A 13893-nucleotide genomic window follows, 5' to 3' on the forward strand; every position below is an offset into this window, starting at 1 on the left:
CCCTGTGGGAACGAGTACCGGGAGGCCGCGACGGCCGACTGATGCTGTGGGTCGCCTTCGTCGACCGGATCGGAAGCGGCCTGTGGGCCGCCGTCTCGGTCCTCTACTTCACCTACGTGGCCGGACTCTCGGTCACCCAGGTCGGCACCCTGGTCGCCACCGCCGGCGCCGTCGGGATCGCCGGAGCCCCCGTAGGGGGCAAGATCGCCGACCGGCTGCCGCTCACCCGCGTGCTCGTCGTCTTCCAGATCCTGCGCGCGCTCGCCTCCGCGGCACTGCTGACCACCGACAACTACGCGCTCCTGCTGCTCTACTCGGCCGTCGGAAGCTTCGGCGACCGCTCCGCCAACGTCCTCACCAAGCTGTACGCGGCCCGCGTCGCCGGCCCCGACCGAGTCCGCTACCAGGCCGTCAGCCGCACCCTCGCCAACGCCGGATGGGCCGTCGGCGGCCTCGCCGCCGCTGCCGCGCTCGCCCTCGGCACCACCGCCGCCTACCAGTGGCTGCTCGCCGGGGACGCCCTCTCCTTCGTCGGTGCCGCGCTCATCACCTCGCGCTGCGCCGAACCGCCCTCGCCGTCCCGCACCGTCGCCACCTCCGACGACCCCGCCCCCGCGGAACGGGCCCGCAGCCCCTGGAAGGACCGCACCTACCTGGCCTACGTGGCCACCGAGGCCGTGCTCTTCATGGACGACGCCGTCTTCAAGATCGGCATCCCGCTCTGGGCAGTGCACGCCACGGACGCGCCCCACGGACTCGTCCCGCTCCTCATGGTCCTCAACAACCTGATGGTGGTCGGCCTCCAGGTCCCGCTGGCCCGCTTCGGAGCGACCACCCCGGCCGCCCACCGCATGCTCCTGCCGCTCGGCGTCATCTTCGCCGCGGCGGGCCTGGCCATGGCGGCCTCGGCCATCGACGGCGCCGTGCCCGCCACGGTCTTCCTCACCGTCTCGGCCGCCGTCTTCACCCTCGCCGAGATGCTCCACGCCACCGTCTCGTGGGAACTCTCGATCGCCCTCGCCCCCTCGCGGGCCCAGGGCTCCTACCTCGGCGTGCACGGCCTCGCCCAGTCCGTACAGCGCAGCGCGGGCCCGCTCGCCGTCACCGCCGCCATCGCCACCGGCCCCGTCGGCTGGACGGCCTTCGGCGCGATCATCGCCGTGACCTGCTGCGTTCAGCACCGACTCGTCCGCGACCGGCTGCCCCGACCGGCGTTGTCAGTGGCCCCGGTTACGGTAAGTGAGCATTGATCGACAGCGCGCTCAGGGGGAAACCGTGGGACACATCCACCGATCGAAGAAGCACACCACCACCGCGAAGAAGCCCAGGAGCCGTCGGGCCGCCGAATCCGGGTCGCCCCGCCGCCCCAGGCCCGCCCACACCGCGAAAGCCGTGCGGCGCACCCTGCGCAAGGAGGCCCCGAGCACCGTCGGCCTGCTGGCCGACGCGTACGACTTCGAGGCGATGACCCGCTACCGGACCTTCACCTTCGACGACCACCCCGGCTACCTCCGCCATGTCGACGGCCTGCTCAGATCCCTCGCCGCCCAGGGGCTGCACACCACGGTCGCGCTCTTCGACCCCGAGGAGTACACCGATTTCTGCACCGCCACCGGCATCGACCCGGACACCCCCGCCGCCCGCACCCGCTTCACCGCGGAGCTCGCCGCGGCCGGAGCCCGCCTCACCTACACGGGCCAGCCCATCGGCACCCTGGTGCCCGAGCTCATCAACAAGGCCGTCCGCCAGGCGACCTGGGACTACGCGACCCTGCTCCTGGCCGACCTGGGGGAGTGCGCCGAATGCGGCCAGGACATCGGCAGATCGGCCTTCGCCCGTGCCTCGACCGCCCTCACCGGGCTGCTGGCCGCTGCCGGACCCGGCCTGCACCACCTGGTGTGCAGCGTCCAGGCCCGCCAGGAGCAACTGATCGCGGTGCTCCACGCGGAGGGCAGCACCGATGACCCGGCCCCGCTCGACGAGAGCGACGCCGCGGAGTTCGTGACCGTCCTCGCGGCGGGCATCGCCCAGCGCAGCCCGGGCGGCCTCGTCCTGCGGAGCACCACCGCCGACGCCCCCGACCGCGTGCGCGGCTGGCGGCTCCACGAAGGCCGCCTGCACCCGCTCACCGCGGGCGAGGTCTTCAGCGCGTACTGCACGGACGCCGACACCGGCGACCCCGTCTCGCCCGAACCAGGAGTGGAGTACGAGGCGGGCTTCCCCGTCGACCAACCGGACACCCACCACTGACGGACCGCCACCACCGGGCCCGACCACAGATCCTGGCCGCAGACCACGGCCACGCACCCCGGCCCCGACACGGAAGAGGGGCTCCCCGCCGCACCCGCGACGGGAAGCCCCTCACACTCCGGCAGCACACCGGGACCGGACGGGACCGGCCGTCCGGATCACTCCCCGGACAGCACCGCCTGCGCGGCCACCCGGGCCTCTTCCGCCGTGTCGGCCGCACGGGCCGCGGCGGCGGCACGCTCGCACTGGGCCAGCGTGTACTTCGCCAGCGTCGCGCGCACGTAAGGAATCGACGCGGCACCCATCGACAGGCTGGTGACACCCAGACCCGTCAGCACACAAGCGAGCAGCGGATCGGAGGCGGCCTCACCACACACACCACAGCTCTTGCCCTCGGCCTTGGCGGCCTCGGCGGACAGCGCGACCAGATCCAGCAGCGCCGGCTGCCACGGGTCCTGCAGCCGCGACACCGCACCGACCTGACGGTCGGCCGCGAAGGTGTACTGGGCCAGGTCATTGGTGCCCAACGACAGGAACTCGACCTCCTGGAGGATCGAGCGGGCCCGCAGCGCGGCGGACGGGATCTCCACCATCGCCCCGAACTTCGCCTGCAGCCCGGCCGCCCGGCACGCGTCCGCGAACGCCTTGGCGTCCGTACGGTCGGCCACCATCGGCGCCATGACCTCCAGATACACCGGAAGCCCCTCAACGGCCTTGGCCAGCGCGGTCAGCTGAGTACGGAGCACCTCGGGGTGATCGAGGAGCGACCGCAGACCACGCACGCCCAGCGCCGGGTTCGGCTCGTCGGCGGGCGTCAGGAAGTCGAGCGGCTTGTCCGCGCCGGCGTCCAGCACCCGCACGACCACACGGCCCTCGGGGAACGCCTCAAGCACCTTGCGGTACGCCTCCACCTGCTTCTCCTCCGACGGCGCCTTCGCGGAGTCGTCGAGGAAGAGGAACTCGGTACGGAACAGCCCGACGCCCTCGGCACCGGCCTCCACCGCCGCGGGCACGTCGGCGGGACCGCCGACGTTGGCGAGCAGCGGCACCTTGTGCCCGTCGGACGTCGCGCCCGGACCGGACGAGGCGGCCAGCGCCGCCTTGCGCTCGGCCGCGGCCCGCTCCAGCTCGGTGCGCTTCTCCTCGCTGGGGTCGACGAAGATCTCGCCGGTGCTGCCGTCGACGGCGACCATCGTGCCCTCGGCCAGCTCACCCGCGCCCGGCAGCGCCACGATCGCGGGCACACCCAGGGCACGCGCCAGGATCGCGCTGTGGCTGGTCGGCCCGCCCTCCTCGGTCACGAAACCGAGCACCAGCGCCGGGTCGAGCAGCGCGGTGTCCGCGGGCGCGAGGTCGCGCGCGATCAGCACGTACGGCTCGTCGCTGTCCGGCACGCCCGGCATCGGCACGCCCAGCAGCCGCGCCACGATCCGGTTGCGCACGTCATCAAGGTCCGCCACACGCCCGGCCATGTACTCGCCGGCACCGGCGAGCAGCTCCCGGTAGTGCGAGAACGCGTCGTAGACGGCGCGCTCGGCCGTGCTGCCGACGGCGATACGACGGTCGACGTCGGCCGCCAGCTCGGGGTCCTGGGCGATGAGCGCCTGGGCCTCCAGCACCGCCTGCGCCTCACCGCCCGCCAGGTTGCCCCGCGCGTTCAGGTCGGCGGCCACAGCCTCGACGGCCTTGCGGGCACGCCCCTGTTCGCGCTCCGCCTCCTCGGCCGGGATCTGCTTGGCCGGCGGTTCCAGGACCGCAGTGCCCATGTGCCGGACCTGGCCGATCGCCACACCGTGGCTCACGCCGACGCCTCGCAGCGTTGTCTCCATTTCACCCGTCTCCGATTGGTGCGGCGGTCCAGGCCGCCGCGGTGGATGTCCGACCCGCCGTCTCACGACGGCGGCGTCACGACTGCTGGCTGAACTACTTCCAGGCGAAAAGGACGTCGCCGGCCTTCACGTCGCCGTCCTCGCGGACGTCGGAGAGGGAGTCAGCCGTGGCCTCAAGAGCCACGATCGGGCACACGGGGGACTTGCCGGCCTCTTCCACGGCGGCGGGGTTCCAGCGCACCACGGCCTGGCCGCGCGTGACTGTGTCGCCCTTGTTGACGAGCAGCTCGAAGCCCTCGCCGTTCAGCTGCACGGTGTCGATGCCGAGGTGCGTGAGCACGCCGTGGCCCTCGTCGTCGACGACGACGAAGGCGTGCGGGTGCAGGGAGACGATGACGCCGTCGACGGGGGAAACCGCCTCCGAGGGCTCGCGCACGGGGTCGATGGCGGTACCGGGGCCCACCATTGCGCCGGAGAACACCGGATCGGGCACTGCCGCGAGTCCGATGGCACGCCCGGCGAGCGGGGACGTCACGGTGGTCATGGATGGCCTCCCAGGGGGTGGGGCTTCTTCGTGCCGCCGTCACTGTCTGCAGCGGACGACGTACTGTTCAGAAGGGTAAGTCATAAGAAGTCCGGGTTCGCCTGGTATGACGCCAACCCGGGCTTCACTCGGACGGAGAGTACTGGACTAGACCGGTGTACTAGTGGACTAGACCATAGACCCTCGGTCGATTTGCCCCGACCGCTCCGGTCCCTGTACTGTCCTAAGTCCCGCTCGGCCGCCACACGTGAACTTCACGTGAACGTGCGCCAGCGGGCAGGCTCCTCTCACTTGCTGATCTTGAACCTGATCTTTCGTGTGCCGTGTTGCTGATTTTCAGTACGCCGCAAAACGAAGTGGTCAGAGCGAAGGGAAAGCACTGATAGAGTCGGAGCCGCCGGAAAGGGAAGCGCGAAAGCGAAGACCTGGAAAGCATCGAGGAAATCGGATCGGAAAACGATCTGATAGAGTCGGAAACGAAGGAAGCGCCCGGAGGGCCCGGAAACGGGAACAAAGGAAGCGTCCGTACCTTGAGAACTCAACAGCGTGCCAAAAGTCAACGCCAGATTGACAACCCCGGCCCACCGCTCGTCGGTTGGGTTGGAGGTTCCTTTGAAAAGTCCTGCCGGTCCATGTGACGGGCAGGCAACAACACAGCGAGGACGCTGAGGACGACTGGTCTTATTCCGGCCTGGTCGTTCCGCTCTTACGTGTGTGTGCACCGGATTACCGGTAAACATTCATGGAGAGTTTGATCCTGGCTCAGGACGAACGCTGGCGGCGTGCTTAACACATGCAAGTCGAACGATGAACCACTTCGGTGGGGATTAGTGGCGAACGGGTGAGTAACACGTGGGCAATCTGCCCTTCACTCTGGGACAAGCCCTGGAAACGGGGTCTAATACCGGATACGACCTGCCGAGGCATCTTGGCGGGTGGAAAGCTCCGGCGGTGAAGGATGAGCCCGCGGCCTATCAGCTTGTTGGTGGGGTAATGGCCTACCAAGGACGACGAGGTAGCCGGCCTGAGAGGGCGACCGGCCACACTGGGACTGAGACACGGCCCAGACTCCTACGGGAGGCAGCAGTGGGGAATATTGCACAATGGGCGAAAGCCTGATGCAGCGACGCCGCGTGAGGGATGACGGCCTTCGGGTTGTAAACCTCTTTCAGCAGGGAAGAAGCGCAAGTGACGGTACCTGCAGAAGAAGCGCTTAGCTAACTACGTGCCAGCAGCCGCGGTAATACGTAGGGCGCAAGCGTTGTCCGGAATTATTGGGCGTAAAGAGCTCGTAGGCGGCTTGTCACGTCGGATGTGAAAGCCCGGGGCTTAACCCCGGGTCTGCATTCGATACGGGCTAGCTAGAGTGTGGTAGGGGAGATCGGAATTCCTGGTGTAGCGGTGAAATGCGCAGATATCAGGAGGAACACCGGTGGCGAAGGCGGATCTCTGGGCCATTACTGACGCTGAGGAGCGAAAGCGTGGGGAGCGAACAGGATTAGATACCCTGGTAGTCCACGCCGTAAACGTTGGGAACTAGGTGTTGGCGACATTCCACGTCGTCGGTGCCGCAGCTAACGCATTAAGTTCCCCGCCTGGGGAGTACGGCCGCAAGGCTAAAACTCAAAGGAATTGACGGGGGCCCGCACAAGCAGCGGAGCATGTGGCTTAATTCGACGCAACGCGAAGAACCTTACCAAGGCTTGACATATACCGGAAACGGCCAGAGATGGTCGCCCCCTTGTGGTCGGTATACAGGTGGTGCATGGCTGTCGTCAGCTCGTGTCGTGAGATGTTGGGTTAAGTCCCGCAACGAGCGCAACCCTTGTTCTGTGTTGCCAGCATGCCCTTCGGGGTGATGGGGACTCACAGGAGACTGCCGGGGTCAACTCGGAGGAAGGTGGGGACGACGTCAAGTCATCATGCCCCTTATGTCTTGGGCTGCACACGTGCTACAATGGCCGGTACAATGAGCTGCGATGCCGCGAGGCGGAGCGAATCTCAAAAAGCCGGTCTCAGTTCGGATTGGGGTCTGCAACTCGACCCCATGAAGTCGGAGTTGCTAGTAATCGCAGATCAGCATTGCTGCGGTGAATACGTTCCCGGGCCTTGTACACACCGCCCGTCACGTCACGAAAGTCGGTAACACCCGAAGCCGGTGGCCCAACCCCTTGTGGGAGGGAGCTGTCGAAGGTGGGACTGGCGATTGGGACGAAGTCGTAACAAGGTAGCCGTACCGGAAGGTGCGGCTGGATCACCTCCTTTCTAAGGAGCACAGCACCGATTGCAGGCAAATGTTCTGCACGGTCAGCTCATGGGTGGAACGTTGACTATTCGGCAAGGTCTGGTTGCTTCCTGTTAGTACTGCTTCGGCGTGGAACACAGTGAAGGGACTGGCTTTACCGGGCACGCTGTTGGGTGTCTGAAGGCACGGGCCTGGCCCGTTGTACTTCAGTCGCCGGCCCCAGTGCACTCACCACGTTGTGGTGGGGTGATGGGTGGCTGGTCGTTGTTTGAGAACTGCACAGTGGACGCGAGCATCTGTGGCCAAGTTTTTAAGGGCGCACGGTGGATGCCTTGGCACCAGGAACCGATGAAGGACGTGGGAGGCCACGATAGTCCCCGGGGAGCCGTCAACCAGGCTTTGATCCGGGGGTTTCCGAATGGGGAAACCCGGCAGTCGTCATGGGCTGTCACCCATGCCTGAACACATAGGGCATGTGGAGGGAACGAGGGGAAGTGAAACATCTCAGTACCCTCAGGAAGAGAAAACAACCGTGATTCCGGGAGTAGTGGCGAGCGAAACCGGATGAGGCCAAACCTACGGCGTGTGAGACCCGGCAGGGGTTGCGTCGTGGGGGTTGTGGGATCTCTCTTTCACAGTCTGCCGGCTGTGAGACGAGTCAGAAACCGTTGATGTAGGCGAAGGACATGCGAAAGGTCCGGCGTAGAGGGTAAGACCCCCGTAGCTGAAACATTGACGGCTCGTTTGAGAGACACCCAAGTAGCACGGGGCCCGAGAAATCCCGTGTGAATCTGGCGGGACCACCCGCTAAGCCTAAATATTCCCTGGTGACCGATAGCGGATAGTACCGTGAGGGAATGGTGAAAAGTACCGCGGGAGCGGAGTGAAATAGTACCTGAAACCGTGTGCCTACAAGCCGTGGGAGCGTCGCGCATTGAGTTTACTCAGTGCGTCGTGACTGCGTGCCTTTTGAAGAATGAGCCTGCGAGTTAGCGGTGTGTAGCGAGGTTAACCCGTGTGGGGAAGCCGTAGCGAAAGCGAGTCCGAACAGGGCGTTTGAGTTGCACGCTCTAGACCCGAAGCGGAGTGATCTAGCCATGGGCAGGTTGAAGCGGAGGTAAGACTTCGTGGAGGACCGAACCCACCAGGGTTGAAAACCTGGGGGATGACCTGTGGTTAGGGGTGAAAGGCCAATCAAACTCCGTGATAGCTGGTTCTCCCCGAAATGCATTTAGGTGCAGCGTCGTGTGTTTCTTGCCGGAGGTAGAGCACTGGATAGGCGATGGGCCCTACCGGGTTACTGACCTTAGCCAAACTCCGAATGCCGGTAAGTGAGAGCGCGGCAGTGAGACTGTGGGGGATAAGCTCCATGGTCGAGAGGGAAACAGCCCAGAGCATCGACTAAGGCCCCTAAGCGTACGCTAAGTGGGAAAGGATGTGGAGTCGCAGAGACAACCAGGAGGTTGGCTTAGAAGCAGCCACCCTTGAAAGAGTGCGTAATAGCTCACTGGTCAAGTGATTCCGCGCCGACAATGTAGCGGGGCTCAAGCGTACCGCCGAAGTCGTGTCATTGCGATATGTACCCCCAACGGGGATCGTGATGGGTAGGGGAGCGTCGTGTGCCGGGTGAAGCAGCCGCGGAAGCGAGTTGTGGACGGTTCACGAGTGAGAATGCAGGCATGAGTAGCGATACACACGTGAGAAACGTGTGCGCCGATTGACTAAGGGTTCCTGGGTCAAGCTGATCTGCCCAGGGTAAGTCGGGACCTAAGGCGAGGCCGACAGGCGTAGTCGATGGACAACCGGTTGATATTCCGGTACCCGCTTTGAAACGCCCAATATCGAATCAGGCGATGCTAAGTCCGTGAAGCCGCCCTGGAGCCTTCGGGCAAAGGGGAGTGGTGGAGCCGACGAACCAGACTTGTAGTAGGTAAGCGATGGGGTGACGCAGGAAGGTAGTCCAGCCCGGGCGGTGGTTGTCCCGGGGTAAGGGTGTAGGCCGTGTGGTAGGCAAATCCGTCACACGTTAAGGCTGAGACCTGATGCCGAGCCGATTGTGGTGAAGTGGATGATCCTATGCTGTCGAGAAAAGCCTCTAGCGAGTTTCATGGCGGCCCGTACCCTAAACCGACTCAGGTGGTCAGGTAGAGAATACCGAGGCGTTCGGGTGAACTATGGTTAAGGAACTCGGCAAAATGCCCCCGTAACTTCGGGAGAAGGGGGCCATCACTGGTGATCCGATTTACTCGGTGAGCTGGGGGTGGCCGCAGAGACCAGCGAGAAGCGACTGTTTACTAAAAACACAGGTCCGTGCGAAGCCGTAAGGCGATGTATACGGACTGACGCCTGCCCGGTGCTGGAACGTTAAGGGGACCGGTTAGCTTGGATTCGTCCAGGCGAAGCTGAGAACTTAAGCGCCAGTAAACGGCGGTGGTAACTATAACCATCCTAAGGTAGCGAAATTCCTTGTCGGGTAAGTTCCGACCTGCACGAATGGCGTAACGACTTCTCGACTGTCTCAACCATAGGCCCGGTGAAATTGCACTACGAGTAAAGATGCTCGTTTCGCGCAGCAGGACGGAAAGACCCCGGGACCTTTACTACAGTTTGATATTGGTGTTCGGTTCGGCTTGTGTAGGATAGGTGGGAGACTGTGAAGCAGCCACGCCAGTGGTTGTGGAGTCGCCGTTGAAATACCACTCTGGTCGTGCTGGATGTCTAACCTCGGTCCGTGATCCGGATCAGGGACAGTGTCTGATGGGTAGTTTAACTGGGGCGGTTGCCTCCTAAAGAGTAACGGAGGCGCCCAAAGGTTCCCTCAGCCTGGTTGGCAATCAGGTGTTGAGTGTAAGTGCACAAGGGAGCTTGACTGTGAGACCGACGGGTCGAGCAGGGACGAAAGTCGGGACTAGTGATCCGGCGGTGGCTTGTGGAAGCGCCGTCGCTCAACGGATAAAAGGTACCCCGGGGATAACAGGCTGATCTTCCCCAAGAGTCCATATCGACGGGATGGTTTGGCACCTCGATGTCGGCTCGTCGCATCCTGGGGCTGGAGTCGGTCCCAAGGGTTGGGCTGTTCGCCCATTAAAGCGGTACGCGAGCTGGGTTTAGAACGTCGTGAGACAGTTCGGTCCCTATCCGCTGTGCGCGTAGGAGTCTTGAGAAGGGCTGTCCCTAGTACGAGAGGACCGGGACGGACGAACCTCTGGTGTGCCAGTTGTCCTGCCAAGGGCATGGCTGGTTGGCTACGTTCGGAAAGGATAACCGCTGAAAGCATCTAAGCGGGAAGCCTGCTTCGAGATGAGGACTCCCACCACCTTCGAGTGGGTAAGGCTCCCAGTAGACGACTGGGTTGATAGGCCGGATGTGGAAGCACCGTAAGGTGTGGAGCTGACCGGTACTAATAGGCCGAGGGCTTGTCCTCAGTTGCTCGCGTCCACTGTGTTAGTTCTGAAATAACGAACGGCCGTGTTGTTGCCCGGTTTCGTTAATTTCATAGTGTTTCGGTGGTCATAGCGTTAGGGAAACGCCCGGTTACATTCCGAACCCGGAAGCTAAGCCTTTCAGCGCCGATGGTACTGCAGGGGGGACCCTGTGGGAGAGTAGGACGCCGCCGAACAAATTTTAGCCTCAGTCCCCGAACCGTATGGTTCGGGGACTGAGGCATTTTTGCGTTCAGGGCCAGAATGCCGCTTGTGTGCAGCTCCGCGTACACCCCTGTGCACCCGGGGCTCTCCGCTGCCGGTAAGGTCAGGGGGCATCGTTGGCACGTTCACAGGAGGCCCCCGGGTGGAGGTCCAGGAGACTCGGGTTCAGACGGACCGGGTGCTCACCATCCCCAACATCCTCAGCATGGCGCGCCTCGTCGGCGTACCCGTGTTCCTGTGGCTGATCCTTCGTCCCGAGTTCGGCGGGCCGAAGAGCGATGGCTGGGCATTGCTCGTACTGGCGTTGAGCGGTGTCAGTGACTACTTGGACGGGAAGCTCGCCCGGCGCTGGAACCAGATCAGCAGCCTCGGCCGGCTCCTCGATCCGGCGGCCGACCGGCTGTACATCCTTTCCACGCTCGTCGGTCTCACCTGGCGAGAGATCCTGCCGATTTGGTTGACTGCTGCCCTTTTGGCCCGGGAGCTGATGCTTCTGGTGATGGTGGGAATCCTTCGTCGGCACGGCTATCCGCCGCCGCAGGTGAACTTCCTGGGTAAGGCGGCCACGTTCAACCTGATGTATGCCTTCCCGTTGCTTCTGCTGAGCGACGGCAGTGGGTGGCTCGCTGATCTGGCGGCCGTTTTCGGATGGGCGTTCGCCGGATGGGGTACAACTCTGTATTGGTGGGCAGGAATCTTGTACGTGGTTCAGGTCCGCCGACTCGTGAAGGCGGACGCAGCGGCCGATTGAGCTCGTCGAGGCGGCGCCGCCGGAGCAGGTGGCCCACGGGCGGGAGCGGGGGTTTCACCCGGACGGGTGCAGTCGGCTAGACCGTCATCTCGTCAAGGAGGACGTTTCCGACATGAAGGCCGTCGTGATGGCTGGCGGCGAAGGAACACGCCTTCGCCCCATGACCTCCAGCATGCCCAAGCCGCTCCTGCCGGTCGCCAACAGGCCGATCATGGAGCATGTGCTGCGGCTGCTGAAGCGGCATGGGCTCAGTGAGACCGTCGTCACCGTGCAGTTCCTCGCGTCGCTCGTGCGGAACTATTTCGGTGACGGTGAAGAGCTCGGCATGGAGCTCACCTATGCCAATGAGGAGAAGCCTCTCGGCACCGCGGGCAGCGTCAAGAACGCCGAGGAAGCCCTCAAGGACGACGCCTTTCTGGTCATCTCGGGCGATGCCCTCACCGACTTCGACCTGACGGACCTCATCAACTTCCACAAGGAGAAGGGCGCACTGGTCACGGTGTGTCTGACCCGGGTGCCCAACCCGTTGGAATTCGGCATCACCATCGTCGACGAAGAGGGAAAGGTCGAGCGGTTCCTGGAGAAGCCGACCTGGGGTCAGGTCTTCTCGGACACCGTGAACACCGGCATCTACGTGATGGAGCCGGAAGTATTCGACTACGTCGAAGCCGATGTGCCCGTCGACTGGTCCGGTGATGTCTTCCCGCAGCTGATGAAGGAGGGCAAGCCCATCTACGGCTATGTCGCCGAGGGCTATTGGGAGGACGTGGGGACGCACGAGAGCTATGTGAAGGCTCAGGCCGACGTCCTGGAGGGCAAGGTCGACGTCGACATCGACGGCTTCGAGATCTCGCCCGGCGTCTGGGTGGCCGAGGGCGCCGAGGTGCACCCCGACGCGGTGCTGAGGGGGCCGCTCTACATCGGCGACTACGCGAAGGTCGAAGCCGATGTGGAGATCCGCGAGCACACGGTCATCGGGTCGAACGTCGTGGTGAAGACCGGTGCCTTCCTGCACAAGGCGGTCGTCCACGACAACGTCTACATCGGGCAGCACAGCAATCTGCGCGGCTGTGTGATCGGCAAGAACACCGACATCATGCGTGCGGCCCGGATCGAGGACGGCGCGGTCATCGGGGACGAGTGCCTGGTCGGTGAGGAATCGATCGTTCAGGGCAATGTGCGGGTCTATCCGTTCAAGACGATCGAGGCGGGCGCGTTCGTCAACACGTCGGTGATCTGGGAGTCGCGCGGCCAGGCGCATCTGTTCGGCGCGCGCGGGGTGACCGGCATCCTCAACGTGGAGATCACTCCGGAGCTGGCGGTGCGGCTGGCGGGGGCGTACGCGACGACCTTGAAGAAGGGGTCGACCGTCACCACCGCCCGTGACCACTCGCGTGGTGCGCGTGCGCTGAAGCGGGCCGTGATCTCGGCGCTGCAGGCCAGCGCCATCGACGTACGGGACCTGGAGAACGTGCCGCTGCCGGTGGCGCGGCAGCAGACCGCGCGCGGCGGCGCCGGCGGGATCATGATCCGTACCTCGCCCGGTGTGCCGGACTCGGTGGACATCATGTTCTTCGACGAGCGGGGCGCGGACCTCTCGCAGGCGGGGCAGCGCAAGCTGGACCGTGTCTACGCACGTCAGGAGTACCGGCGGGCGTTCCCCGGGGAGATCGGGGACCTGCAGTTCCAGTCCAGCGTCTTCGACTCGTACACCGGGTCCCTGCTGCGCAAGGTCGATACGACGGGGGTCGCCGAGGCCGGGCTGAAGGTCGTGGTCGACGCGTCCAACGGCAGTGCCGGGCTCGTGCTGCCGAGTCTGCTGGGCCGGCTCCAGGTCGACTCGCTGACCATCAATCCGGGGCTCGACGAGTCGCGGCCGACGGAGACGGCCGACGGACGGCGGGCCGGTCTGGTGCGGCTCGGCGAGATCGTGGCCTCGGCCCGTGCCGATTTCGGGGTGCGGTTCGACCCGGTCGGGGAGAAGCTCTCGCTGGTCGACGAGCGCGGCCGGATCGTGGAGGACGACCGGGCGCTCCTGGTGATGCTCGATCTCGTGGCGGCCGAGCGGCGCAGCGGGCGGGTGGCGCTGCCGGTGACGACCACGCGGATCGCCGAGCAGGTCGCGGCGTACCACGGTACGCAGGTGGAGTGGACGACGACCTCGCCCGACGATCTGACCCGGGTCGGCCGCGAGGAGTCGACCATCTTCGGCGGCGACGGGCGCGGCGGGTTCATCGTGCCGGAGTTCAGCAGCGTCTTCGACGGCGCCGCGGCGTTCGTGCGGCTGATCGGGCTGGTGGCCCGTACACAGCTGACGCTGAGTCAGATCGATGCGCGGATTCCGCGCGCCCATGTGCTGAAGCGGGACCTGGCCACGCCGTGGGCGGTCAAGGGCATGGTCATGCGGCGGGTGGTGGAGGCGGCGGGGGACCGGTCCGTCGACACGACCGACGGCGTACGGGTGGTGGAGGCGGACGGCCGCTGGGTGATGGTGCTGCCCGACCCGGCCGAGGCGGTCACCCATCTGTGGGCGGAGGGGCCCGACGACGCCTCCGCGCAGGCGCTGCTCGACGAGTGGTCCGCCATCGTGGACAGCGCAGGTCACTGACGGTCTTCCGGGCGCCGGA

General features: G+C 64.9%; 6 protein-coding genes and 3 rRNA genes. 7 read left to right on the plus strand and 2 right to left on the minus strand.

Annotated features, from left to right (window positions below):
- The first annotated feature begins 41 nt into the window (after nt 1–41).
- Nucleotides 42–1250 carry an MFS transporter gene (locus AB5J87_RS29855; protein WP_369381038.1) on the plus strand — a complete coding sequence of 403 codons (1209 nt, stop codon included), beginning with the start codon at nt 42–44 and terminating at the stop codon, nt 1248–1250.
- A gap of 142 nt (nt 1251–1392) precedes the next feature.
- A complete protein-coding gene (locus AB5J87_RS29860; protein WP_369383712.1) occupies nt 1393–2250 on the plus strand; it encodes a hypothetical protein in 858 nt (285 codons plus the stop codon).
- A gap of 158 nt (nt 2251–2408) precedes the next feature.
- Here AB5J87_RS29860 and ptsP read toward each other — a convergent pair whose 3' ends face one another.
- Both ptsP and AB5J87_RS29870 read right to left on the minus strand, forming a co-directional pair.
- Nucleotides 2409–4079 (minus strand): phosphoenolpyruvate--protein phosphotransferase, encoded by a 1671-nt coding sequence (gene ptsP, locus AB5J87_RS29865; RefSeq protein WP_369381041.1) that lies wholly within the window; start codon nt 4077–4079, stop codon nt 2409–2411.
- A 94-nt stretch (nt 4080–4173) separates the two neighbouring features.
- Nucleotides 4174–4623, minus strand: coding sequence for a PTS glucose transporter subunit IIA (locus AB5J87_RS29870; RefSeq protein WP_369381042.1), 450 nt, complete (start codon nt 4621–4623; stop codon nt 4174–4176).
- Nucleotides 4624–5362: 739 nt separating this feature from the next.
- Between AB5J87_RS29870 and AB5J87_RS29875 the strand changes: the two genes are divergently transcribed.
- From AB5J87_RS29875 to AB5J87_RS29895, 5 genes are all read left to right on the plus strand, one after another.
- Nucleotides 5363–6888 (plus strand): 16S ribosomal RNA (locus AB5J87_RS29875).
- Between the two features lie 280 nt (nt 6889–7168).
- A 23S ribosomal RNA gene (locus AB5J87_RS29880) occupies nt 7169–10292 on the plus strand.
- A gap of 78 nt (nt 10293–10370) precedes the next feature.
- Nucleotides 10371–10487: ribosomal RNA gene (rrf, locus tag AB5J87_RS29885) — 5S ribosomal RNA — on the plus strand.
- The 16S, 23S and 5S rRNA genes sit together here, the layout of an rRNA operon.
- Nucleotides 10488–10657: 170 nt before the next feature.
- Nucleotides 10658–11266 (plus strand): CDP-alcohol phosphatidyltransferase family protein, encoded by a 609-nt coding sequence (locus tag AB5J87_RS29890; RefSeq protein WP_369381044.1) that lies wholly within the window; start codon nt 10658–10660, stop codon nt 11264–11266.
- A gap of 112 nt (nt 11267–11378) precedes the next feature.
- Nucleotides 11379–13874 (plus strand): sugar phosphate nucleotidyltransferase, encoded by a 2496-nt coding sequence (locus AB5J87_RS29895; protein WP_369381045.1) that lies wholly within the window; start codon nt 11379–11381, stop codon nt 13872–13874.
- Nucleotides 13875–13893 lie beyond the last annotated feature (19 nt).

The organism is Streptomyces sp. cg36, assembly GCF_041080675.1.
Lineage (GTDB): Bacteria > Actinomycetota > Actinomycetes > Streptomycetales > Streptomycetaceae > Streptomyces.

Bases quoted from the DNA above. Each gene is read 5' to 3' on its own strand.
- AB5J87_RS29855 (WP_369381038.1), top strand. From the start codon at position 42: ATGCTGTGGGTCGCCTTCGTCGACCGGATCGGAAGCGGCCTGTGGGCC.
- ptsP (WP_369381041.1), bottom strand. From the start codon at position 4,079: ATGGAGACAACGCTGCGAGGCGTCGGCGTGAGCCACGGTGTGGCGATC.
- AB5J87_RS29870 (WP_369381042.1), bottom strand. From the start codon at position 4,623: ATGACCACCGTGACGTCCCCGCTCGCCGGGCGTGCCATCGGACTCGCG.
- AB5J87_RS29895 (WP_369381045.1), top strand. From the start codon at position 11,379: ATGAAGGCCGTCGTGATGGCTGGCGGCGAAGGAACACGCCTTCGCCCC.